Consider the following 23,694-nt stretch of genomic DNA (forward strand, 5'->3'; position numbering starts at 1 on the left):
TACGCGCTTCCGCGTTCCACGTTCCGCCTTCCGCGCTCCGCCTTCCTCCGCCCCCTACCGAGCAGGGTGTCGAGCCGAAAGAGCGCCCGAAGGCGTAGGCCACTTCGACCGGTTCGGGTATGGAAGAAAAGGGCAGGCGTCTCCTACGCTTGGTCCTGGTAGCTGAGAGTAGTCTTATGGGTGCCACGGGTGGTGGGGACGTATCGGGGGTCCGTCCCGCTTTTCGGGGTACTCGCCTGCGGCAGTGCACAACCGTCCACTAACATGAACGGGGCCCGCAGTCCAGGCACATCGGGGGAGCAGGAGGGGCTGAGGTGGGGCATGTGTGGCAACGAGAACGAATGCCTGGAGGTCGCCGTGCGGGAGGACCTGGTCTTCGCGCGCGACTCCAAGCATCCTCGGTCCGCACCGCTGTCCTTCACCGCTGTCGCCTGGACGGAGTTCCTCCGTGCCGTCACCCGAGTGGATCCGCACGGCCTGTGACGTTCTCATCGAGCCATCGGCGACTGGTAGGGGGACTTATGCGTGCCGAGGCATCTGCAGTGCAGCATGCGGGAGAAGACCGGACACCGAGGCCCAGACGGACCGTCACCGGGGCGGTCGCGCTCTCCGTGGGCGCGGGCGCGGCGGCCACGCTGGCGGCGGCACTCGCCTCGATGCTCGTGGACAGCGTGACGGCGCGACGGATCCTGTGGGTGGCCGTCGCCGTCGCCGTGGCCGTAGGGGCGGGCATGTGGTGGGCCGAGGGCGGACTTACGGCGTCCCGACCTGATTCTGATCGTCTTGCGCACCGTTCTGCGCCTGGTTCCCCGGAGCGGTAGCCGCGGCATCGCGCTGTTTGCGCCGCTTGCGCATCAGTCCGGTCGCCAGTGCGATCAGGGCGGTCCCCACGAACGTGCCGGCCACGGTGGCTATCTTCGGCCAGGGCAGATGCAGGTGCCCGGCCGCGTGCAGCGACACGAGGGTCCAGCCCGTTATCGCGGAGAAACCGAGGAGCACCACGCCCGCGATCAGCGCGACTTGCACCTTCCACCCGTGGTCCGCCCTGCCGCGGGCCTTCTCCAGCGCTATCTGATTCCGGCCGCGCGCCTCCTCTATCGCCATCAGATTCCGGGCCAGCTCCTGGCTCTGCATCGCCTGAGCCTTGAGCTCCTCGTCGGACAGTCCGGCTCCCTGAGCACCCTGTCCGCTGGTGAGGGCAAGGTTCTGCAGACCTTGCCATATCGACCTGAAGACCACGTCGGTCCTCCCCCTGGCTCCGCCGCCACGGATTCCGCGTGTACTAGCGGGTCCCGAGGTCCTGCTTGATGCGACCGATCAGGTCGAGGGACTCGGTGTCACCGAGCGCAAGATCCATGATCGCTTGGAAGCACTCCTGATAGCGGGCCAGCAGCTCCATGTCCTCGCCGCCGGTCATGCTGCCCGCCGCGTACTCCAGATACAGCAGATCGTCGTCGTCCGGGAATCCCAGCAGGACGAAGCTGCCCAGGGTGCTGTAGTGCGCGCCGGCCGAGAAGGGCAGCACGCGCAGACGCACCCGGTCGCGGGCGCCGAGGTCGAGCAGGTGCTCCAGCTGCGCGGCGAGCACGTCCGTCCCGCCGATCTCCCGGCGTACCGCGGCCTCGTCCAGGACGAGCGTGGCGGCGGGCCCCTTGGCACCGTCGAACATCCGCTGCTGCCGCTCCATCCGCAGGTCCACGACGCGCCGGGCCCGTTCCGGCTCGAGGCCGCGCGGTGCGAGGAGCGCCTCGGCGTAGCCGCGGGTCTGGAGGTGTCCCGGGACGACGATGGGGTGGTACGTGCTCAGGGACGTCGCGGCGCTCTCGTAGCCCAGGTACTGCGCGAACTGCGGGGTGACGACCTCGTGGTACTTGGACCACCAGCTGGGTCCCTTGCTTCCCCGCGCCGCCTCCTCCAGCTCGTGGACCCGGTCCGGGTCGGTGACTTCGTACAGACCCAGCAGCGCCCGCAGGTCGCTGACGGACACGCTGACCGTGCCGGTCTCCACACGGATCAGCTTCGACTGCGACCACTCGACCCGCTCCGCGGCCTCGCGCTGGCTCAGCCGGGCGTTCTCACGTGCCTGTCGTAGGGCAAGGCGCAGTTTGCGCCGATTGAGGCTGGGGTCCACAGGGGGTGTCATCGCCGCTCCTTCGACCGTGCACGTACCCCGAACCCGATCGGCCATGCACAGAAAGCTCCAAGCTGTCGGACATCTTCATTATGCCCGTAGCTTTCTGCATAGAGCTGATAGAGCATGGCGCGGATTCCGGGCACTGCTCGTCTGCCCCCTTCGCCCCCCTCAACGCACGACGGACCGCCCCGGATCCCGGAAAGCCGCCCCTGTTGCACCGGGCGGGGGCAAAGGGGCGCACAAGGGGGGCGTGAAACGTTGACGGGGGCGCATCTCGCGCCCCACGGCGGGACCCGGCCGGCCGGGAGCCCCTCGGCAGGTCCGCTCAGTCGGCCAGGAGCGCGTCGAGGTCCGGCACGGCCAGTTCGGCCCAGATCACCTTGCCGTGCGGCGAGTACCGGGTGCCCCAGCGCTCGGCCAGCTGGGAGACCAGGAACAGGCCCCGGCCTCCCTCGTCCATCGACGCGGCGTACCGCAGGTGCGGCGAGGTGCTGCTGCCGTCGCTCACCTCGCAGATCAGCACGCGGTCCCGGATCAGCCGTACGTGGATCGGGTCGGAGCCGTAGCGGATCGCGTTGGTGATCAGCTCGCTCAGTACGAGTTCCATGCCGAAGCCCAGTTCGGCCAGGCCCCACTCCTCGAGCTTGCCGGACACCGCCTGACGCATCCCCGACACGGCCGCCGGATCGCGCGGCACGTCCCAGTCGGCGACGCTCCCGGCGGGCAGCGCGTGGGTGCGGGCGATGAGCAGGGCGACGTCGTCCTTGGGGCGTTCGGGCAGCAGCTCGGCCAGCACCGCCCCGCAGCTCTCCTCCGGAGAACGGCCGGGGTGCCCCGCCAGCGCCCGGCGCAGCAGCTCCATGCCCTCGTCCAGGTCGCGCTCGCGGTCCTCGATGAGGCCGTCGGTGTACAGGACGAGCTGGCTGCCCTCGGCCAGCTCCAGTTCGCCCGTCTGGAACGGCAGGCCGCCCAGGCCCAGCGGCGGCCCGGCGGGCACGTCGGCGAAGGTGACACTGCCGTCGGGCGCGACGAGCGCGGGCGCCAGGTGCCCGGCCCGGGCCATGACGCAGCGGCGGGTCACGGGGTCGTAGATGGCGTACAGACAGGTGGCGCCCACGATCTCCCCGGCCGTCTCCGGACAGACCTCGTCCTGGTCGATGCGGCCGACCAGCTCGTCCAGATGGCTGAGCAGCTCGTCGGGGGGCAGGTCGAGCGTCGAGAAGTTGTGCACAGCGGTCCGCAGCCGGCCCATCGTCGCCGCGGCGTGCAGACCGTGTCCGACCACGTCGCCGACGGCGAGCGCGACTCGTCCGCCGGGCAGCGGGATCACGTCGAACCAGTCGCCGCTGACGCCCGACTGGGCGGGCAGATAGCGGTAGCCGACGTCCAGGGCGCTCTGCTCGGGCAGGGCCCGCGGCAGCAGACTGCGCTGGAGGGTGACCGCCAGCGCGTGCTCACGGGTGTACCGGCGGGCGTTGTCGATGCTGACCGCGGCCCGGGCCACCAGCTCCTCGGCGAGGGACAGCTCCTCCTCGTCGAAGGGCTCCCGTTTGGACCGCCAGAAGTTGGCCATGCCCAGCACGACACCGCGGGCCCGGATCGGGGCGGTGATGAGCGAGTGGATGCCGTAGTCCAGGATCTGCCGGGTCCGCTCCGGGTCCTGCGCGAGCCAGCCCTCGGCGGTCGACAGGTCGGTGACCAGCTCGGAGCGGCCGGAGTCGTAGCCGCGCGCCTGGGGCGTGGACGGCAGGAAGTCGATCAGCCGGCCCCGTTCGTAGAGGGGGTGGTCGTCCCGGATGCCGCCCAGGGCGACGCGCCGCATGTCCGTCGCGGTGGGCGCCGGCTCCTCGCCGTGCAGCACGCCGTCGGCCAGGTCCACGGTGACGAAGTCGGCGAACCGCGGGACGGCCACCTTCGCCAGCTCGTCGGCCGTGCCGACCACGTCGAGCGTGGTGCCGATGCCGAGGCCCGCGTCGTACAGCAGCTCCAGCCGTTCCCGGGCGACCTCCGCCCGGCCCGAGACGGCCTGCAGTTCGGTGGAGTCGCGGAGCGTCACCACATTGCTCCCGGAGCAGGCGCCGCCGTCCGTGTGCCGCTGGTTGACCGCCAGCAGGCGTCCGCCCGCGAAGTGCACCTCGTCGCTGGCCTCGCGGCCGGAGACGAGCAGTTCGACCGTGGCCGGGTCGAGGCCCGACAGCTCCCGCACATTGCGGCCCTCGGCCTCCGCGGGCAGCTCCAGCAGGCGCATCGCCTCGTCGTTGGCGAGAAGCAGCTGTCCGTCGTCGGCGACGATGAGCACGCCCTCGCGCACCGAGTGCAGCACCGTGTCGTGGTGCTCGTACATCCGGGTCATCTCGTCCGGGGCCAGGCTGTGGGTCTGCCGCCGCAGCCTGCGGCCCACCAGGGCCGTTCCTCCGGTGGACACCGCGAGGGCCCCGGCACCGGCGGCCAGGATGATCGGCAGCTGCCGGTCCACCTGGCTGGTCACGTTCTTCACCTTCATCCCCGCGGAGACCAGCGCGATCACGTTGCCGTCGTCGTCCCGGACGGGCACGGTCGCCTGCACCTCGTTCCCGAGCGGACCGTGGACGCTCTCCGTGTAGACCTTCCCGGCCAGGGACGGCTCGATCTCGCCGACGAAGCGGTGGCCGATCTTGCCCGGCATGGGATGGGTGTACCGGATGCCCTTGGTGTCCATGACCACGATGAAGTCGACACCCGCGGACTTCCGTCCCGCCTCGGCGAGCGGCTGGAGCGTCTTGGAGGGGTCGGGACTCTGCAGTGCCTCCTCGATGCCAGGGGAGTGCGCGAAGGTCTGTGCGACGGCTATGGAACGCCGTCTGGCCTCCGTGCTGGTGTCACGTTCCGACTGCAGGACGAGTGCGATGACACCGCAGACGACAAGGAGCACGACGAGGGCCACCTGCACGAGCAGGACCTGTCCGGCGACGCTGCGCGGGCTCCTGCCGACCACGGCACGCCATGCCGTACGCCTGAACCGGGCGAAAAGGTCCGACATGCGGCATTTGTAGCACCGGGTCAACTCTGTGACTACGGGGGTCCACGAGTTGGACGCATGTTTTGCGGCCCCATATACCCCGTGTATTCACTTTCGCCTCAAAAATCACGCTGCGTCGCACTCCGGGAGGTGCTCGGTGTGCTCGGGGCGGACCCGGTGGGGGTGGCGCACCGGGTCCGCGAGCCGGGCAGGCGAGGGGGGCGGGATGCCTGCCCGGAGGGAAACGGCCCAAGAAAGTGAAAAATTACGCGGCTTGTGCGCCCGACCGGGGCGCGACAACGTTGTCTTCTGGTCTGTACATGACTCTACCGCCTCAACGGACAACGATGTCAACCCACTTGGCTTAGCCCTTCCGGGTGATGCCGGCGTGCGCCTGCGCGGGGGAACGCGGTCTTCCGTGGTACGGCTGGCGCACGCTACTGTCCCTGCGGCTTGTGCGACCCGTGGTGCGCGACCCGTCCGTCAGGAGGAAGGGCCGCGCCATGCGTTTCAGACCCATGTCCCTGCTGCTGGCCGCGCTGCTCACGGCCGCAGGCGTCACCGCACCCCCCGCCCTCGCGGCGGCCGCATCCCCGACCGGCCTCGTCAAGGACCCCACCCCGTACGTCGATCCGCTGATCGGCACCAGGAACGGCGGAGACGTCTTCCCGGGCGCCGTCGTGCCCTTCGGGATGCTCTCCTGGAGCCCCGAGAACACCCGCGGCGACGCGACGCGCACCGCCGCCCCCGGCGGCTACCAGTACGACGCCACCCGCATCCGCGGCTTCAGCCTCACCCACATGTCCGGCACCGGCTGTGCGGGCGGCAGCGGGGACGTCCCGTTCTTCCCGTACCCCGGCGAGGTCACCTCCTCCCCGGCCGACGACACCGGGGACACCGTCTACGCCGCGGACTTCCGCCACGCCGACGAGACCGCCGGACCCGGCCACTACGAGGTCGGCCTGGCCTCCGGCGTCACCGCCGACCTCACCGCCACCGCGCGCACCGGCTCGGCCCGCTTCACCTACCCGGCCGGCAAGCCCGCCTCCCTCCTCGTGCGCACCGCCAACTCCGAGGTGGGCTCGCAGGACTCGACGGTCACGATCGACCCGGACACCCGGACCGTCTCCGGCTCGGTGACCTCCGGGAACTTCTGCGGCTACCTCGACCCCGAGGGCCGGCGCTCCTACTACACCCTCTTCTTCACCGCCCGCTTCGACCGTGCCTTCAAGGCCACCGGCACCTGGCACGACGACAAGCTCGACCCCGGCTCGCTCAAGACCTCCGGCGGCACCGGCGGCTTCGCGCAGGGCGGGCGGCCGGTCGCGGGGAAGGGCGCGGGCGGCTACGTCGAGTTCGTGCCCGGCGACGGTCCGGTCGGCGTCAAGGTCGGCATCTCCTACGTCAGCGAGGCCGCGGCCGCGGCGAACCTCGCCGCCGAGAACCCGCCGGGGCGTTCCTTCGACGCCGTCCGGGACCAGGCCCGGCTGGCCTGGCGAAGGCGTCTGGGCGCCGTCCGGGTCGGCGGCGGCACGCACGCCGAGCGCACCACCTTCTACACCGCGCTGTACCACGCGCTGCTGCACCCGAACGTCATCAGCGACGCCGACCGCCGGTACCGCGGCAGCGACGGCGAGGTGCACACCGTCGGCCGCGGCCACCGGGCCCAGTACGGCACCTTCTCCGGCTGGGACGTGTACCGGGACCAGGTGCAGCTGCTGACCCTCCTCGACCCGCGCACCGGCTCGGACATCGCCCAGTCCCTGTACGAGCTGGCCCGGCAGAACGGCGGCGTCTGGGACCGCTGGCTGCACGGCGCGAGCGGCACCCACGTCATGAACGGCGACCCCTCGCCCACCGCCCTGGCCGGCATCCGCGCCTTCGGCGGCACCGGCTTCGACCTGCGCGGCGCACTGGACTCGCTGGTGCGGGCGGCCACGGTGCCGACCGCGCAGGACAGGTCGCCGGCCGGCAAGCCGGTGCTGTCCGTGGGGCAGCGGCCCTCCCTGGACCGGTACCTGGCCGAGCACTACATGCCGTCGGTGTCCAACGCCTGGGGCGGCGCCGCCGAGACCCTGGAGATGTCCACGGCCGACTTCTCCCTCGCCCAGCTCGCCTCCGCGGCGGGGCGCAGGAGCACGGCGGCCGGCTTCGCCCGGCGCGCCCAGTGGTGGCAGAACAACTTCAACATCGCCGCCGACCCGGGCGGCGGCTACATCGCCAACCGCAAGGCCGACGGCAGCTGGGTCACCGGCTTCACCCCGGACACCGGCAACGGGTTCGTGGAGGGCACGGCCGCCCAGTACACCTGGATGGTCCCGCACGACCCGGCCGGCCTCTTCGCCGCGATGGGCGGCAAGGACAGGGCCGTCGCCCGCCTCGACGGCTTCTTCCACAACGCGGACGGCAGCTGGGCCTTCACCGGCGACGGCGGCACAAAGTCCGAGCTGGACAACGAGCCGTCGATCAACGTGCCGTACCTGTACGCCTACGCGGGCGCCCCCTACAAGACGCAGGAGACCGTCCGCGCGGCCATGCGGCAGCTGTGGTCCACCGAGCCCGGCGGCATCCCGGGCAACGACGACCTCGGCGCGATGTCCGCCTGGTACGTCTTCTCGGCCCTCGGCATGTACCCGCAGGTGCCGTCCCGCTCCGAACTCGTGCTGGCCTCACCGCTGTTCGAGCGGATCGAGATCGACCGGCCGCACGGCAACGACATCTCCGTGCACGCGACCGGTGCCGCGGCCGACGCACCGTACGTCCGCTCCCTCGAGGTCGACGGCCGGAGCAGCGACCGCCCCTGGCTGCCCGCCTCGTTCGTCCGGGACGGCGGCCGGCTGGACTTCATCCTGTCCGGTACCCCGGACCGCGGCTGGGGTGCGGACAGCCCGCCGCCGTCCTTCCGCGAGGGCGAGCAGCCGTACCAGATCGGCGTCGGCCCCACCGCCGCCACGCTCGCGCCCGGCGACAGCACGAAGATCACCGTCCGCGCGCTGGCCCTGACCGGCGGCACCGGCCCCGAGGTCCGGTTCAGCACGAAGACCCCGGCCGGGATCACGGCCACGCCCGCCCGGGGCACGGTCACCGACGGCGCCCAGGAGATCACCCTCACGGCGGCGGAGGACGCCCGGCAGGGCTTCGCCGACGTCGAGGTGCAGGTCACCTCGGACGACACCTCCTACGAGCAGCCGGTGTCGCTCACCGTCGCCGCGCCGGGCACCCTCCTCGCCGCCTACGACAACACCGGCATCTCCGACGACGACGGGGAGCACGACGAGGCCGACTTCGACGGCGGCGGCTGGAGCTACTCCCGCCAGGCGCTCGCCGCGGCCGGCCTCACCCCGGGCGGGCAGGCCACGGTCGACGGCCTCGCCTTCACCTGGCCCGCCTCACCCGCCGGCCGCCCCGACAACGCCACGGGAGCCGGGCGGACCGTCCGGCTGCCCTCCGCGGCGAGCCGGCTGTCCTTCATCGGCAGCGCGGTCAACGGCGACCAGCGGACCAAGGTCACCGTCACCTACACGGACGGCACGACCGACACCGTCGACCTGTCCTTCACCGACTGGACCCTCGGCGGCGGAGGCGGCACCGTGCAGTTCGGCAACGAGGTCGTCGCCAGGACCGCGTACCGTAACGTCGCCGGCGCCGACAAGGACCCGGTGGCGACGTACGTCTTCGCCACCGAGCCGTTCCGGGCCCCGGCGGGCAGGCAGATCGCGAGCGTCACGCTCCCGCACAACAGTGACCTGCACGTGTTCACCCTCGCCACGGGCTGACCCCCCGCACGGCGGAGCGGCCCGCACCCGGAACCCGGGTGCGGGCCGCTCCTCGTCGCCCCTTTTCCGCGCCGTGACGGTCAGGACAGCAGCTCCACCTCCGCCAGTGTCGACTCGCCGTCCAGGACCAGGCGGTACCTGGTGTACGTGCCGGGTGCGGCGATGGTGAAGGCGCGGGTCTGGCGGTCCCAGGCGAACGACTCGCCGGAGCGGCGGTCCAGGGTCCGCCAGGCCGTGCCGTCGGCGGATCCCTGGAGGGTCCAGCCGGCCGGCGCCTTCGACCGGTCCGCCCCCGAGGTCAGCGTGTACTGCACCGGTTTCACGGCGTTCCGCACGGGCAGCTCCGCCGAGGTCACCGTCGCGCTGGTGGCCGAGGTGTCGTCGAAGAGCGCACCCCCGCCCTCGACGACGTCCGCCCGGGGCACCGGCACCTTGTCGTCCTGGCTGATGGAGACCGGTGCCGCGCCCTCGCCCGTGCCCCAGGCCGACGGCCTGTCACCCATGAAGAACTCCAGCACGCCCCCCTTGGCCAGCAGCGAGTGGGGCAGAGAGGTCGACTTCCAGGGGTGGCCGTCGAGCGTCACGCCCTGTACGTAGACGTTCTTCGCGCTGTTGCGCGGCGCCCGCACCACCAGGTCCCTGCCGTTCTCCAGGTGCACGGTGACCTGCTTGAACAGCGGGGAGCCGATGGAGTACTCGCCGCTGCCCATCACCAGCGGGTAGAAGCCGAGCGCGGAGAAGAGGTACCAGGCCGACTGCTCGCCGTTGTCCTCGTCGCCGTGGTAGCCCTGCCCGATCTCGCTGCCGGTGTAGAGCCGGGACAGCGCCTCGCGCACGTAGGCCTGCGCCTTCCAGGGCTCGCCGGCCGCGTCGTACATGTAGATGACGTGGTGCGCGACCTGGTTGGAGTGGCCGTACATGCCCATCCGGACGTCCCGGGCCTCGGTCATCTCGTGGATGACCCCGCCGTAGGAGCCGACGTAGTCGGGGGAGGCCGTCTCCGGGGTGCCGAAGTACTCGTCGAGCTTGTCCGCGAGACCCTGCCGGCCGCCGTACAGACTGGCGAGACCCCGGCTGTCCTGCGGGGCGGTGAAGGCGTAGCCCCAGCCGTTGGTCTCGGTGTAGTCGTAGCCCCACACGCGCGGGTTGTACGCCGAGGACGGCACGCGCCAGTCGCCCTTGGCGTCCCGGCCCTGGAAGAAGCCCGCCTTCGGGTCGAACAGCTCGACGTAGTCCTGGGCCCGGTTAAGGAAGTACTGCGACTCCTCCCGGTAGCGTTTCTCGCCGGTCTTCCGGTAGAGCGCCTCGCCCATCTTCGCGATGCCGTAGTCGTTGACGTAGCCCTCCATCGCCCAGGACAGGCCCTCGTGGGTGTCGGTGGAGGTGTAGCCGAGGAACGGCGAGGTGCTCATGCCCTTGCGGCCGACGCCCGACATCGGCGGGACGACGGTCGCGTTCTTCACGGCCGCGTCGTACGCCGCCTTCGCGTCGAACTTCACACCCTTGACGTACGCGTCGGCGAACGCCACGTCCGAGGAGGTGCCGGTCATCAGGTCGGCGTAACCGGGGGACGACCAGCGGGAGGTCCAGCCGCCGTCCTTGTACTGCTGCACGAACCCGTCGACCATCTCGCCCGCCTGGGACGGCGACAGGAAGGAGTACGCCGGCCAGGTGGTCCGGTAGGTGTCCCAGAAGCCGTTGTTGACGTACACCTTGCCGTCGACGATCTTCGCACCCGTGTGGGTCGGGGTGTCCGGACCCGGCATGGGGGAGAAGGGCGAGGCGTAGCGGTCCTTGCCGTCTACCTTCTCGAAGCCCGAGTTCGGGTACAGGTACAGCCGGTACATGCCGGAGTAGAGCGTGGTCAGCTGGTCCGCGGTCGCGCCCTCCACCTCGACCTTGCCGAGCAGTTTGTCCCAGGCCTGCCGGGCGTGCGCCCTGACGCCGTCGAAGGACATGCCGTCCGGCACCTCCCGGCGCAGGTTCTCCTTCGCCTGGTCGACGCTGATGAGCGAGGTGGCCAGGCGCAGGGTGACGGTGCGGTCGGCGCCCGCGGCGAAGCGCAGGAAGCCCTTGACCCCGCTGGATCCGCCGTCCGTCACCGGCTTGTCGAACTCGCCGTACACGAACAGCCGGGTCGCGCCCGTGGACAGGCCGGACTTCACGTCCGAGTAGCCGGTGAAGCCGCCGTGCTCCTTGTCGAGTGTCAGGCCCGCCTGCTCGGTGACGTTGTCGAACAGCACGCTCGCGTCGTCACCGGGGAAGGTGAAGCGCATCACGGCCGCGTGGTCGGCCGGCGCCATCTCGGCCTTGAGGCCGTTCTCGAACCGCACCCCGTAGTAGTAGGGCCGCGCGGTCTCGTTCTCGTGCCGGAACGGCAGTTCCCGCGCCTCGCGCCCGGTGTCCGGGGTGCCGGACGCGGCCGACGGCATCACCTGGAAGGTCTGCCGGTCCCCCATCCAGGGGCTCGGCTCGTGGCTCGCGCTGAACGCCTGGAGCGTCGGCAGGTTGTCGGCGTTGTTCGCGCGCGCGTACTCGTACAGCCAGCTGAGCGAGGACGCGTTGGTCACCGGCGTCCAGAAGTTGAAGCCGTGCGGCAGCGCCGTCGCCGGGAAGTCGTTGCCGCGCGAGAAGCTGCCGCTGGAGTTGGTGCCGCGGGTGGTCAGCGCGTAGTCCGCCAGATGCGCCTTCGGCTTCTCCGGTGCCACCGGCTTCAGGGCCACGTCGTCCAGCCAGCCGCGGAACTTCGCCGGGCCGTCGGGGGAGTCGTAGGCCACCAGGATCCGGTCGACCGTCTTGCCGGCGGCCACCGAGCCGATCTGCGCGGACACGTCGTTCCACTGGTTGACGTACAGCGCCTTCGAGGCGCCCTGGCCGCGCGGGGTGAGCGGGAAGCCGCGCTGGTCCAGCGCGCGCAGGCCGCTCAGATAGGTGCCGTCGGTGAAGGCCAGGTCGACGGCGACATGGGTGGCGTCGTAGTCCCGGTCGCCGTCGGCCATCGACGGGAAGATGCGGTAGGACAGCCGGGTGTCGCCGCCGACCTTCACGTTCACGTCGAAGACCTTGTTGAACGAGTACGCCCGGCCGTCCGCGGTGTGCCGTCCGGCGTAGCGCAGCGCACGCTTTCCGGTGAAGCCGGCCCGCGCCTTGGCGGTCGGCGAGCCGCTCGGGCCCTTGTCGACCAGGGTCAGCATGTCCTGCGGCACCGGGCCGCCCCCGCCGCCGGTGGAGAACTGCACGTCGGCGAGTTGCAGGATGTCCGGGGCGCCGTTGTTCGCGGTGACCTCCAGCCGGAAGTGCTGGTACTCGACCGGTTCGGAGAGGTCGTAGGACTTCGTCTGGAAGCGCTCGGAGAAGTTCTGGCCCGAGCGGGTGTCGAGCGCCTTCCAGTCCTTGCCGTCGGTGGAGCCCTTAAGGGTCCAGTCCCTGGGGTCGCGCTCGTCGTAGTCGTTGGCCGAGGTGAGCGCGTACGTCGCTATCTTGATCGGCTTGTCCAGGTCGAACTCCACCCAGCCGGTGGGCTCGAAGGCCAGCCACTTGGTGCCGGGTTCGCCGTCGACGAGGTTCTCCTTCACCTCGCCGGCGCCGGCGTTCTCGGCGCTCGCCCGGACCTCGGTGACATGGTCGGTCACATTGCCCGGGATGCCGGTGCTGTAGCCGCCGTCGACGCCGGAGGCGCGCTTGCCGCCGTCCGGACCGGTGTCGACGGTGTTCAGCCAGTCCGGCGCCGGCTCGCCCGACTCGAACGAGGATGCGAACTCCCGGTCGGCCGCCGGCGCCTTGGCGGGCAGGGCGACCGCCGCGCCCTGCGCGCCGGCGGCCATGACAAAGGCGGCCGTGAGGACGGCCGCCGGACCCCATTTGTGCCGAGTTCTCCGCTGCATCTACGGATTTCCCCTCCTGCGCCCCTCCAGACAACGTTGTCAGCAACCGGGCGCAGGAACCAGTAGGTGGTCAAGTGGGCGGTGATGTCAAGGGTGTTGGCTGTGGCATTCAGGGAGTCGTGTCGTCGATTTCCCGTGCGAAGCGCGTGGCCCCGCCCGGTATTTCCGTGAGGTCTCAACTCGGAAAAGACCGATGGCGAACCTTGCATTCGATCTTGCTCCGCCGACGGGAAGTGGACTATACCTGTCGGCGTTTCCCGCACGACCCTGCACTACCCGACAGCGGTGCCGGGGAGGATCCGGTTCACCGCCTGAGTCCTGGAGAAGGCGAGGACTTGAGCATGGGATCCACTGCGCACCACGGTGCCGAAGGTGTCGGCCGTCGTGATCTGATCAAGCGGTCCGCGGCGCTCGGCATGGTTGCGGCCCCCGGGATGGGCCTCCTGTCCGGCTGTGCCAGCGGCGGCGGGGGTGACTCGGACGAGGGCGGCGACACCAAGGGGAAGACGTCCAAGGACAATCCCTTCGGCGCCAAGAAGGGCAGCAAGCTCGACGTCGTCGTCTTCAAGGGCGGATACGGCGACGACTACGCCAAGGCGTGGGAGGCCGACTTCAGCAAGAAGCTCGGCATCTCCTCCACCCACACCGGCACCCAGGAGATCACCGGCAAGCTCCAGCCGCGCTTCAACGCGGGCAACCCGCCGGACATCGTGGACGACTCCGGCGCGCAGCAGATCAAGGTCGACGTCCTGTACAAGAACGGCCAGCTGCTGGACCTTTCCGAGGTTCTGGACGCACCGTCGGTGGACGACCCCGCCAAGAAGGTCCGCGACACCCTGATCCCCGGCACGCTCGACCCGGGCATGCAGGAGGGCAAGATCGTCGCGCTGAACTACATCTACACGGTCTGGGGGCTGTGGTACTCCGGCAAGCTCTTCAAGGACAAGGGCTGGGAGGTGCCCAAGACCTGGGACGACTTCCTCGCGATCTGCAAGGACGCCAAGTCGCAGGGCATCGGCGGCCTCGCCCACCAGGGCAAGTACCCGTACTACATCAACGTCGCCATCATGGACCTGATCGCCAAGAAGGGCGGCCTGGACGCCATGAAGGCGATCGACAACCTCGACCCCAAGGCGTTCGTCGGCTCCGACGCGGCGCAGGAGGCCATCGAGGCCATCTACGAGGTCGTCGAGAAGGGCTACCTGATGCCCGGTACGAACGGCCTGACCCACACCGAGTCGCAGACCCGCTGGAACCAGTACAAGGCCGTCTTCATCACCTCCGGTTCCTGGCTGGAGAACGAGCAGCTCAAGCAGACCCCGACGGACTTCGACATGAAGTTCCTGCCCATGCCGCTGCTGTCCGGCAGCACACTGCCGTTCGAGGCGATCCGGGCCGGCTCGGGCGAGCCGTTCGTCATCCCGGCGAAGGCGGCGAACCGGCCCGCGGCCCAGGAGTTCATGCGGCGCATGCTCTCGAAGGAGTGGTCCACTCTCTTCGCCAAGCAGGCCAACTCGCTCACCATCCTCAAGGACGGCGTCGACCCGGGCGTCCGGCTGCGCCCGGGCACCCAGTCGACGGTCGAGGCGTCCAAGGCCGCCGGCGACAACACCTTCCGCTACCTGTACACCGAGTGGTACGGAGAGATGGGCACCGCCATCGAGGCCGCGTCCAACGAGCTGATGGCCAAGCGCATCCAGCCGAAGGAGTGGCTGAAGAGGTGTCAGGCCGCGGTGGACAAGCAGGCCAAGGACCCCGCGTCGAAGAAGAACCACCGGGACTAGGTCCGCCGGAGCGCCGTGGGGGTGCGGGTGTGACCTGCGGCTGCGGGCCCGTCCTGGCTCGTCGCGCAGTTCCCCCGCACCCCTTCCGGGGCGCTCGCACGACCGGAATATCAGGGGCAGGTATGCGCAAAGGGCAGTACCGGTTCGTCGCGGGGTTTCTCTTCGTCCCCGTGGCGCTTTATCTGATCTTCGTGATCTGGCCGTACATCCAGACGTTCGGCTATTCACTGACGAACTGGAAGGGGCAGTCGCAGACCTTCGACTTCGTTGGTCTGGACAATTACAAGGCGCTGGTGGAGGACGACGTCTTCCTGAAGGCCATCTGGCACAACGTCTTCTTCCTGGTCTTCATCCCGGTGATCACGATTCTGCTCGCACTGTTCTTCGCCTTCATGCTGAACGCGGGCGGACGCGGCCGGGCCGGCGGGGTCCAGGGGGTCGCCGGGTCCAGGCTCTACAAGATCGTCTATTTCTTCCCGCAGGTGCTGTCGCTGGCCATCCTCGCCGTGCTGTTCAACGCGGTGTACCGCAGTGACGGCGGCGGTCTGCTCAACGGCTTCCTGATCAAGCTGGGCCTGGTCGACGCCGACAGCCCCGTCGAGTGGCTCAACGAGCCGGACATGGTGCTGTGGGCACTGCTGCTGGTCGTGGTCTGGCACGGCGTCGGCTTCTACCTGGTGCTCTTCTCCGCCGCCATGCAGTCCGTCCCGAGGGACATCTACGAGGCCGCCCTGATCGACGGCGCCGGCCGCGGCCAGTCCTTCTTCCGCATCACCCTGCCCCTGCTGTGGGACACCGTGCAGACGGCCTGGGTCTACCTCGGCATCGTCGCCATGGACATGTTCGTACTGGTCTCCTCGATGACCCAGAACATGGGCGCGTACGGCGGCGGCCCCGACCACCACAGCGACGTGATGTCGACGGTGATGATGCGGAACTTCCTCTACTACGGCAAGAGCGGCTACGCCTGCGCCATGGGTGTGGTCATGCTGCTGCTCACGCTGGTCCTGTCCGTGGTCACGCTGCGCGCCACCCGCCGCGAGCGCATCGAGTTCTGAGCGGGAGAGACGACGATGAGCGCACCCATCAAGGAAACCTTCCCCGCTCCCGCCGAGCGGCCCGTGGCCAAGACACCCGTCCGCCCCGGCGACCGGCGCGGCGAGGGCGTGGCCCTGAACGCCTTCTCCCACGGCTTCCTCGCCCTGTGGGCCCTGCTGATCGTGCTGCCGCTGCTGTGGCTGGTGCTCAGCTCCTTCAAGAGCGACACCCAGATCGGCGGGTCCGCCTTCGGATGGCCGCAGCACTGGTCCTTCGACGTCTTCAGCCGCGCCTGGGACAAGGGCATCGGCGACTACTTCCTGAACACCGTGATCGTCCTGGTGTTCTCGGTGCCGCTGACGATGCTGTTCGGGTCGATGGCCGCGTACGTGCTGGCCAGGTACCGCTTCTGGGGCAACCGGCTGCTGTACTACTTCTTCGTGGCCGGCGCGATGTTCCCGGTGTTCCTGGCCCTCGTCCCGCTGTTCTTCATGGTCAAGCGGCTGGACATGCTCAACACCTACCAGGGCCTGATCCTGGTCTACGTCGCCTACTCGATGCCGTTCACGGTGTTCTTCATGCACGCCTTCTTCCGGACCCAGTCCACGGCGGTCTACGAGGCGGCGATCCTGGACGGCGCCTCGCACACCCGGACCTTCTTCCAGGTGATGCTGCCCATGGCGAAACCGGGACTGATCAGCGTGGGGATCTTCAACACGCTGGGGCAGTGGAACCAGTTCATCCTGCCCACGGTGCTGATGCAGCCGCAGAGCGGTTCCGACCCCGAGCGCTACCTGCTCACCCAGGGTCTGATCCAGCTGCAACAGCAGCAGGGGTACGCCTCCGACCTGCCGGTTCTGTTCGCAGGTGTGACGATCGCGATGATCCCGATGCTGGTGGTGTACCTGTCCTTCCAGCGTCAGGTGCAGGCGGGTCTGACCTCGGCGACCCTGAAATAACCGCGCTCCCCGAGCGCCGCGCGCACGCCGTCCCGGAGGTCCGGGGCGGCGTGCGCGTATGTGTCCGGACTACCCGGAAACGGTTCAACCTCTTGACGGGAGTCACCCCGAACGGCTCAGCTTAGAGTTCACTAGTTGGACATACACGGGGCCTCGCCGAAGCGGCCCCGCGCTCAGGAGGTCGTCGTGGAGACTCCAGGGTCGCAGTCATCACTGCACCGAGCCAACCTGGAGCGGGTCGTCCGGGCCGTACGCCTGGCCGGTTCCCTCACGCAGGCGGAGATCGCGCGGACGACCGGTCTGTCCGCCGCGACCGTCTCCAATATCGTGCGGGAGCTGAAGGACGGCGGAACCGTCGAGGTCACGCCCACCTCGGCGGGCGGGCGGCGAGCCCGCAGCGTCAGTCTGAGCGGGGACGCCGGCATCGTGATCGGAGTCGACTTCGGGCACACCCATCTGCGCGTCGCGATCGGGAACCTCGCCCATCAGGTCCTGGCCGAGGAGGCCGAGCCGCTGGACGTGGACGCCTCCGCGGACCAGGGCTTCGACCGGGCCGAACAGCTGGTCAACCGGCTGATCGCGGCCACCGGGGTGGACCGGACCAAGGTGGCCGGCGTGGGCCTCGGCGTGCCCGGGCCGATCGACGTGGAATCGGGGACGCTGGGATCCACCGCGATCCTGCCCGGCTGGGGCGGCACCAAGCCCGCCGAGGAGCTGCGCGAGCGGCTCGGCGTGCCCGTCCACGTGGACAACGACGCCAACCTGGGCGCCCTGGGAGAGCTGGTCTGGGGCGGCGGCAAGGGGGTGCGCGACCTGGCGTACATCAAGGTGGCGAGCGGTGTCGGCGCCGGTCTGGTGATCGACGGGAAGATCTATCGCGGCCCGGGCGGCACCGCGGGCGAAATCGGACATATTACACTCGATGAATCCGGTCCTGTCTGCCGTTGCGGAAACCGCGGCTGCCTGGAGACCTTCGCGGCCGCGCGCTATGTGCTCCCGCTGCTCCAGCCCAGTCACGGCGCCGACCTGACCATGGAAGGCGTCGTCCGGCTGGCCAGGGAAGGAGACCCGGGCTGCCGTCGCGTGATCGCCGACGTCGGCCGTCACATCGGCAGTGGAGTGGCCAATCTCTGCAACTTGCTGAACCCGAGCCGGGTGGTCCTCGGCGGTGATCTCGCCGAGGCCGGTGAGCTGGTGCTCGGACCGATCAGGGAGTCCGTCGGCCGCTACGCCATCCCCAGTGCGGCACGTCAACTGTCCGTCCTCCCGGGTGCACTTGGGGGCCGTGCCGAGGTGCTCGGGGCGCTCGCCCTCGCCCTCAGCGAAATGGGCGATTCGACCCTTTTGGAGGGGTCCTCGCCCGTGTCCGCCCCTGCCTTCACTTAGAGAACGGATGGCACCGTTGCCATCTCGTTAAGGATTTACTTCTTGACGTCGCACGTGAGGCCGAGTTGACTTCCAGCCACCTCGGCCGCAACGACGCGGCCTCGTCAGGGAGGTTTGTGAAGTGAACGCACGTATGCGTCGTGCCGCCGTTGCCGTCGCCGCCGGGGCGATGGCCGTCTCGCTGGCCGCCTGTGGCAGCGCCAAGGAGTCGAAGGGCGGCGACAGCTCTTCCTCCGGGTCGGCCAAGAAGGGTGACGACATCAAGGTCGGTCTGCTCCTGCCGGAGAACAAGACCGCGCGCTACGAGAAGTTCGACAGGCCGCTGATCGAGAAGAAGATCAGCGAGCTGACGAACGGCAAGGCGAAGGTCGAGTACAACAACGCCCGCCAGGACGCGAACCTGCAGGCGCAGCAGGTCGACACCATGATCACCAACAAGGTGGACGTCCTGATCGTGGACGCGGTGGACGCCAAGGCCATCCAGAACTCGGTCCAGAAGGCCGTGGACGCCGGCATCAAGGTCGTCGCGTACGACCGTCTGGCCGAGGGCCCGATCAGCGCCTACACCTCGTTCGACAACGAGGAGGTCGGCAAGACCCAGGGCGAGGCGCTGCTGAAGGCGCTGGGCGACAAGGCCACCAAGTCCTCCAAGATCGTCATGATCAACGGCTCGGTCACCGACCCGAACGCCGCTCAGTTCAAGAAGGGCGCGCACTCCGTCCTCGACGGCAAGGTCACCATCGCCAAGGAGTACGACACCAAGGAGTGGTCGCCGGACAACGCCAACTCCGAGATGGAGGCGGCGATCTCCTCGGTCGGCAAGGGCAAGATCGCGGGCGTGTACTCCGCCAACGACGGCATGGCCGGCGGCATCATCACCGCCCTGAACGCCGCGGGCGTCAAGGTCCCGGTCACCGGCCAGGACGCCGAGCTGGCCGGTGTGCAGCGCATCGTCTCCGGTGAGCAGTACATGAGCGTCTACAAGCCGTACGCCCCCGAGGCCGAAGCCGCCGCCGAGATGGCCGTCGCGCTCGCCCAGGGCAAGTCGCTGGACTCCGTCGCCAAGGACAAGGTCTCCAGCAACTCGCAGAAGGACGTTCCCGCGGTGCTCGTCGCGGTCACCTCGCTGACCAAGGACAACATCAAGGACACCGTCATCAAGGACGGCGTCTACACCGCCGCCGAGATCTGCAACGGCAAGTACAAGGCCGCCTGCGCCAAGCTCGGCCTCGACAAGTAAGCAGTCCGGCGTCCCTTCCCGCCCCGGGGCATCCGTTCTTGAATGCCCCTGAGGGAAGACGACCGACTGCCCACGGCTCCTCCGGTGCCCCGTGCATCAGACAGCCCCGCAAGCTCGGCGCGGGGCGCCGGACGGAACTCCCCCGGGCATCCCCAGCCCACCCACCCAGTTTTCTGCACAACCTCCCGCCGGGTCAGGCGGCGAAGGAGATGGTTCACGTGTCCGCTACGCCCGTGCTGGCGTTGCGCGGGGTCTCCAAGCGGTTCGGTGCCGTTCAGGCGCTCACCGACGTAGAGCTCGAGATCCACGCCGGTGAGGTGGTCGCCCTGGTCGGCGACAACGGTGCCGGAAAGTCCACGCTGGTCAAGACGATCGCCGGCGTCCACCCCATCGACGAGGGTGTCATCGAATGGGATGGCAAGCCCGTGTCGATCAGCAAGCCGCACGACGCCCAGACGCTGGGCATCGCGACGGTCTACCAGGACCTCGCGCTGTGCGACAACATCGACGTCGTCGGCAACCTGTTCCTCGGCCGTGAGCTGAAGAAGTGGGGCGTCCTGGACGAGGTCGAGATGGAGCGCCGCTCGCGCGAGCTGCTCACCACGCTGTCGATCCGCATCCCGAGCGTGCGCATCCCGATCGCCTCGCTCTCCGGCGGCCAGCGCCAGACCGTGGCCATCGCCCGCTCCATGCTCGGCGAGCCCAAGCTGGTCATCCTGGACGAGCCCACCGCCGCCCTCGGCGTCGAGCAGACCGCCCAGGTCCTCGACCTCGTGGAGCGCCTGCGCGAGCGCGGTCACGCCGTCATCCTCATCAGCCACAACATGGCGGACGTGAAGGCGGTGGCCGACAAGGTCGCCGTCCTGCGCCTCGGCCGCAACAACGGCGTCTTCGAGGTCAAGACGACCTCGCAGGAGGAGATCATCTCCGCCATCACCGGCGCCACCGACAACGCCGTGACCCGCCGTGCGGCGCGTACCTCCGGCACCAACGGGGAGGTTTCCAAGTGAGCATCGACAAGACCTCCGCGAACCTCGGCAAGACGTCCTCGCAGGACGAGGCCGCGGTCGAGAACCCCGAGGCCGCGGCGGCCGCGGTCACCGCCGTCGACCCGCGCCTGCTGGTGCAGGAAGAGGGCCTGCTCGGCTACTGGCACGAGTTCAAGCGCAAGATGAAGGCCGGCGAGCTGGGTTCCCTCCCGGTCGTCCTGGGCCTGGCGATCATCTGCATCATCTTCCAGGTCCTGAACTCCGAGTTCCTCTCGGCCCAGAACATCAGCAACATCACGGTCACGATGGTCGGCACGGGCATGATCTCCGTGGGCATCGTCTTCGTGCTGCTGCTCGGCGAGATCGACCTGTCGGTCGGCTCGGTCAGCGGCGCGGCCAGTGCCCTCGCCGCCGTCCTCACGGTGAACCAGGGCTGGCCCGAGTGGGTGGCCGTGCTCGTCGCCATCGCCGCCGGTGCCGCCATCGGCGCCCTGCACGGCTTCTTCTTCGCGGTGCTCGGCGCCCCCGCCTTCGCCGTGACGCTGGCCGGTCTGCTCTTCTGGCTCGGCTTCATGCTGAAGGTGCTGGGCGAGGACGGCACGATCAACCTCGACAGCGACGGTCTGATCGGCAAGCTGACCACGTACACCTTCACCGATGTGGCCGCCGCCTACGGCCTGGCCGTCGTCGTGGTCGTCCTGTTCTTCGTGACCTCCTTCCTCGGCAACCGGCGCAGGGAGGCCGCGGGCGTCCCGTCCCGGCCGCTGAGCGACACGGTCCTGCGCACGGTGCTGCTGGCCGTGGTCTCCTTCGCCGGGGCCTACATGTACAACCAGTACAAGGGTCTGCCGCTGGCCACGGTGATCTTCCTGGCCTTCCTGGTCGGCACGGACTTCGTGCTGCGGCGCACCTCCTACGGCCGCAAGGTCTTCGCCCTCGGCGGCAGCGTGGAGGCGTCCCGCCGCGCGGGCATCAACGTCACGGCGGTACGGATCTCCGTCTTCGCGATCTCCGGCGGTTTCGCGGCCATCGGCGGTCTCTTCCTGGCCTCGAAGATCGCCTCGGCCAACCAGAGCGCCGGTACCGGCGACCTGCTGATGAACGCGATCGCCGCGGCCGTGATCGGCGGCACCTCGCTCTTCGGCGGCCGTGGCCGCACGTGGAACGCGCTGCTCGGTGTGCTGGTGATCGTGTCCATCCAGTACGGTCTCCAGCTGGAGTCCATCGCGGAGCCGGTGAAGTACATGATCACCGCCGCTGTGCTGTTGACCACGGTGGTCATCGACTCCATCACGCGCAAGACGCAGAAGACGGCGGGGCGCGCGTAGCGCCCGGCCGCCGGGGGGGCGCGGGTGTGACCTGCGGGTGCGGGCCTGTCACGGCTCGTCGCGCAGTTCCCCGCGCCCCTTCGGGTGGGACCAGTGCCCGGTGCCTTCAGGTACCGGGCGCTGTCGTGTCCCGCAAAGCATGAACATTAGACTCGACTGGCCCGGCAACAGCTCGATCAGCTCTACTGCAAGGAGGCACGGGTGCCGCTGCTGACCCGCATCAGGGGACCGCGCGATCTGGACCGGCTCAGCCTGGAGGAGCTGGCCCAGCTGGCGGAGGAGATCCGGACCTTCCTCGTCCAGGAGGTCTCCAAGACCGGCGGGCACCTGGGCCCCAACCTCGGTGTGGTGGAGCTGACCATCGCCCTGCACCGGGTCTTCGAGTCCCCGAAGGACAAGGTCCTGTGGGACACCGGCCACCAGTCCTACGTGCACAAGCTGCTCACGGGCCGGCAGGACTTCTCCAAGCTGAAGATGAAGGGCGGCCTGTCCGGCTACCCCTCGCAGGCCGAGTCCGAGCACGACGTCATCGAGAACAGCCACGCCTCCACCGTCCTGGGCTGGGCCGACGGCATCGCCAAGGCCAACGAGCTGCGCAAACGGGACAGTCACGTGGTCGCCGTCATCGGTGACGGGGCACTCACCGGCGGCATGGCCTGGGAGGCGCTGAACAACATCGCCGATGCCAAGGACCGGCCGCTGGTCATCGTCGTCAACGACAACGAGCGGTCGTACGCCCCCACCATCGGCGGACTGGCCAACCACCTGGCGACCCTGCGCACCACCGACGGGTACGAGCGGTTCCTGGCCCGGACGAAGGAACTCCTGGAGCGCACGCCGGTCGTCGGCAGGCCGCTGTACGAGACCCTGCACGGAGCGAAGAAGGGGTTCAAGGACTTCATCGCCCCGCAGGGCATGTTCGAGGACCTGGGCCTGAAGTACGTCGGACCGATCGACGGGCACGACATCGAGGCGCTGGAGTCGGCGCTGGCCCGCGCCAAGCGGTTCGGCGGCCCGGTGATCGTGCACTGCCTGACCGAGAAGGGCCGCGGCTACCAGCCCGCCCTGCAGGACGAGGCCGACCGCTTCCACGCCGTCGGCAAGATCCACCCGGACACCGGCCTGCCCATCGCCTCCTCCGGTGCCGACTGGACCTCGGTGTTCGGCGAGGAGATGGTGAAGCTCGGTGAGGAGCGCGAGGACGTCGTCGCGATCACCGCGGCCATGCTCCAGCCGGTCGGCCTGGACAAGTTCGCCAAGCGCTTCCCCGAACGCGTGTACGACGTCGGTATCGCCGAGCAGCACGGCGCCGTCTCCGCGGCCGGCCTCGCGCACGGCGGGGTGCACCCCGTCTTCGCGGTGTACGCCACCTTCCTCAACCGCGCCTTCGACCAGGTCCTCATGGACGTGGCCCTGCACAAGTGCGGGGTGACCTTCGTACTGGACCGGGCCGGCATCACCGGCACCGACGGCGCCTCGCACAACGGCATGTGGGACATGTCGATCCTGCAGGTCGTACCGGGGCTGCGGCTGGCCGCCCCGCGCGACGCCGACCAGGTACGGGCCCAGCTGCGCGAGGCCGTCGCCGTCGACGACGCGCCGACCGTGGTGCGCTTCTCCAAGGGCGCCGTCGGTCCCGCCGTACCGGCCGTCGGACGGGTCGGCGGCATGGACGTGCTCCGCGAGCCGGGCACCGACCGGCCGGACGTGCTGCTGGTCTCCGTCGGCGCGCTCGCCCCGATGTGCCTGGAGATCGCCGCCCTGCTGGAGAAGCAGGGCATCTCCACCACCGTCGTCGACCCGCGCTGGGTCAAGCCCGTCGACGAGGCCATGGCCCCGCTCGCCGAGCGGCACCGGGTCGTCGTCACCGTCGAGGACAACAGCCGGGCCGGCGGCGTCGGCTCCGCGATCGCCCAGGCCCTCCGGGACGCCGGCGTGGACGTGCCGCTGCGTGACTTCGGCATCCCGCCGCGCTTCCTCGACCACGCCTCCCGCGCCGAGGTCATGGCCGAGATCGGGCTGACCGCGCCGGACATCGCCCGCCAGGTCACCGGGCTGGTCGCCAGGCTCGACGGCAAGTTCGACCGTACGGCCGAGGCGGTGGACTCCGTGGAGCCCGCGCGCGACTAGCGCCCCCGCTCGTCAGGGGCCGGTTCCGCCACTTCTCCCGGTGGCGGA

General features: G+C 69.6%; 14 protein-coding genes. 10 read left to right on the top strand and 4 right to left on the bottom strand.

Annotated elements, in window-relative coordinates; translation table 11 throughout:
- The first annotated feature begins 321 nt into the window (after positions 1-321).
- A complete protein-coding gene (locus JK359_RS19810; protein WP_236678134.1) occupies positions 322-483 on the top strand; it encodes a DUF397 domain-containing protein in 162 nt (53 codons plus the stop codon).
- A gap of 270 nt (positions 484-753) precedes the next feature.
- On the opposite strand, the gene JK359_RS19815 is transcribed toward JK359_RS19810, so the two are convergent.
- The 3 genes from JK359_RS19815 to JK359_RS19825 form a co-directional block, all read right to left on the bottom strand.
- Positions 754-1,239 carry a hypothetical protein gene (locus JK359_RS19815; RefSeq protein ID WP_201837371.1) on the bottom strand — a complete coding sequence of 162 codons (486 nt, stop codon included), beginning with the start codon at positions 1,237-1,239 and terminating at the stop codon, positions 754-756.
- Positions 1,240-1,282: 43 nt separating this feature from the next.
- Positions 1,283-2,143, bottom strand: a complete 861-nt coding sequence (locus JK359_RS19820) for a helix-turn-helix domain-containing protein (protein ID WP_201837373.1) — start codon at positions 2,141-2,143, stop codon at positions 1,283-1,285.
- A 316-nt stretch (positions 2,144-2,459) separates the two neighbouring features.
- Positions 2,460-5,153 carry a SpoIIE family protein phosphatase gene (locus tag JK359_RS19825; RefSeq protein ID WP_201837375.1) on the bottom strand — a complete coding sequence of 898 codons (2,694 nt, stop codon included), beginning with the start codon at positions 5,151-5,153 and terminating at the stop codon, positions 2,460-2,462.
- Between the two features lie 482 nt (positions 5,154-5,635).
- Here JK359_RS19825 and JK359_RS19830 point away from each other — a divergent pair, with 482 nt between their 5' ends.
- On the top strand, positions 5,636-8,908 hold the full coding sequence (locus JK359_RS19830; RefSeq protein WP_201837377.1) for a GH92 family glycosyl hydrolase: 3,273 nt from the start codon (positions 5,636-5,638) through the stop codon (positions 8,906-8,908).
- 80 nt (positions 8,909-8,988) lie between these two features.
- On the opposite strand, the gene JK359_RS19835 is transcribed toward JK359_RS19830, so the two are convergent.
- Positions 8,989-12,792: a GH92 family glycosyl hydrolase gene (locus JK359_RS19835; RefSeq protein ID WP_201837379.1), complete on the bottom strand. Its 3,804-nt coding sequence runs from the start codon at positions 12,790-12,792 to the stop codon at positions 8,989-8,991.
- A 341-nt stretch (positions 12,793-13,133) separates the two neighbouring features.
- Here JK359_RS19835 and ngcE point away from each other — a divergent pair, with 341 nt between their 5' ends.
- The 8 genes from ngcE (at position 13,134) to dxs (ending at position 23,646) form a co-directional block, all read left to right on the top strand.
- Positions 13,134-14,576 carry an N-acetylglucosamine/diacetylchitobiose ABC transporter substrate-binding protein gene (ngcE, locus tag JK359_RS19840; protein ID WP_201837381.1) on the top strand — a complete coding sequence of 481 codons (1,443 nt, stop codon included), beginning with the start codon at positions 13,134-13,136 and terminating at the stop codon, positions 14,574-14,576.
- Between the two features lie 122 nt (positions 14,577-14,698).
- Entirely contained in the window at positions 14,699-15,634 is a 936-nt protein-coding gene (locus tag JK359_RS19845; RefSeq protein WP_201837383.1) for a carbohydrate ABC transporter permease, read from the top strand.
- Between the two features lie 15 nt (positions 15,635-15,649).
- The gene (locus JK359_RS19850; protein ID WP_201837385.1) at positions 15,650-16,573 is read left to right on the top strand and encodes a carbohydrate ABC transporter permease; all 924 of its coding nucleotides are present in this window, start codon (positions 15,650-15,652) and stop codon (positions 16,571-16,573) included.
- Between the two features lie 186 nt (positions 16,574-16,759).
- A complete protein-coding gene (locus tag JK359_RS19855; protein ID WP_201837387.1) occupies positions 16,760-17,959 on the top strand; it encodes an ROK family transcriptional regulator in 1,200 nt (399 codons plus the stop codon).
- 133 nt (positions 17,960-18,092) lie between these two features.
- Positions 18,093-19,199: a substrate-binding domain-containing protein gene (locus JK359_RS19860; protein WP_201837599.1), complete on the top strand. Its 1,107-nt coding sequence runs from the start codon at positions 18,093-18,095 to the stop codon at positions 19,197-19,199.
- A 209-nt stretch (positions 19,200-19,408) separates the two neighbouring features.
- Positions 19,409-20,209 (top strand): ATP-binding cassette domain-containing protein, encoded by an 801-nt coding sequence (locus JK359_RS19865; RefSeq protein ID WP_201837389.1) that lies wholly within the window; start codon positions 19,409-19,411, stop codon positions 20,207-20,209.
- Positions 20,206-21,516 carry a sugar ABC transporter permease gene (locus JK359_RS19870; protein WP_201837391.1) on the top strand — a complete coding sequence of 437 codons (1,311 nt, stop codon included), beginning with the start codon at positions 20,206-20,208 and terminating at the stop codon, positions 21,514-21,516. The genes JK359_RS19865 and JK359_RS19870 overlap by 4 nt, the downstream gene beginning before the upstream one ends.
- A gap of 201 nt (positions 21,517-21,717) precedes the next feature.
- Positions 21,718-23,646 carry a 1-deoxy-D-xylulose-5-phosphate synthase gene (gene dxs, locus JK359_RS19875; RefSeq protein WP_201837393.1) on the top strand — a complete coding sequence of 643 codons (1,929 nt, stop codon included), beginning with the start codon at positions 21,718-21,720 and terminating at the stop codon, positions 23,644-23,646.
- Positions 23,647-23,694 lie beyond the last annotated feature (48 nt).

It is taken from the genome of Streptomyces actinomycinicus (genome assembly GCF_016741775.1).
GTDB lineage: Bacteria > Actinomycetota > Actinomycetes > Streptomycetales > Streptomycetaceae > Streptomyces > Streptomyces actinomycinicus.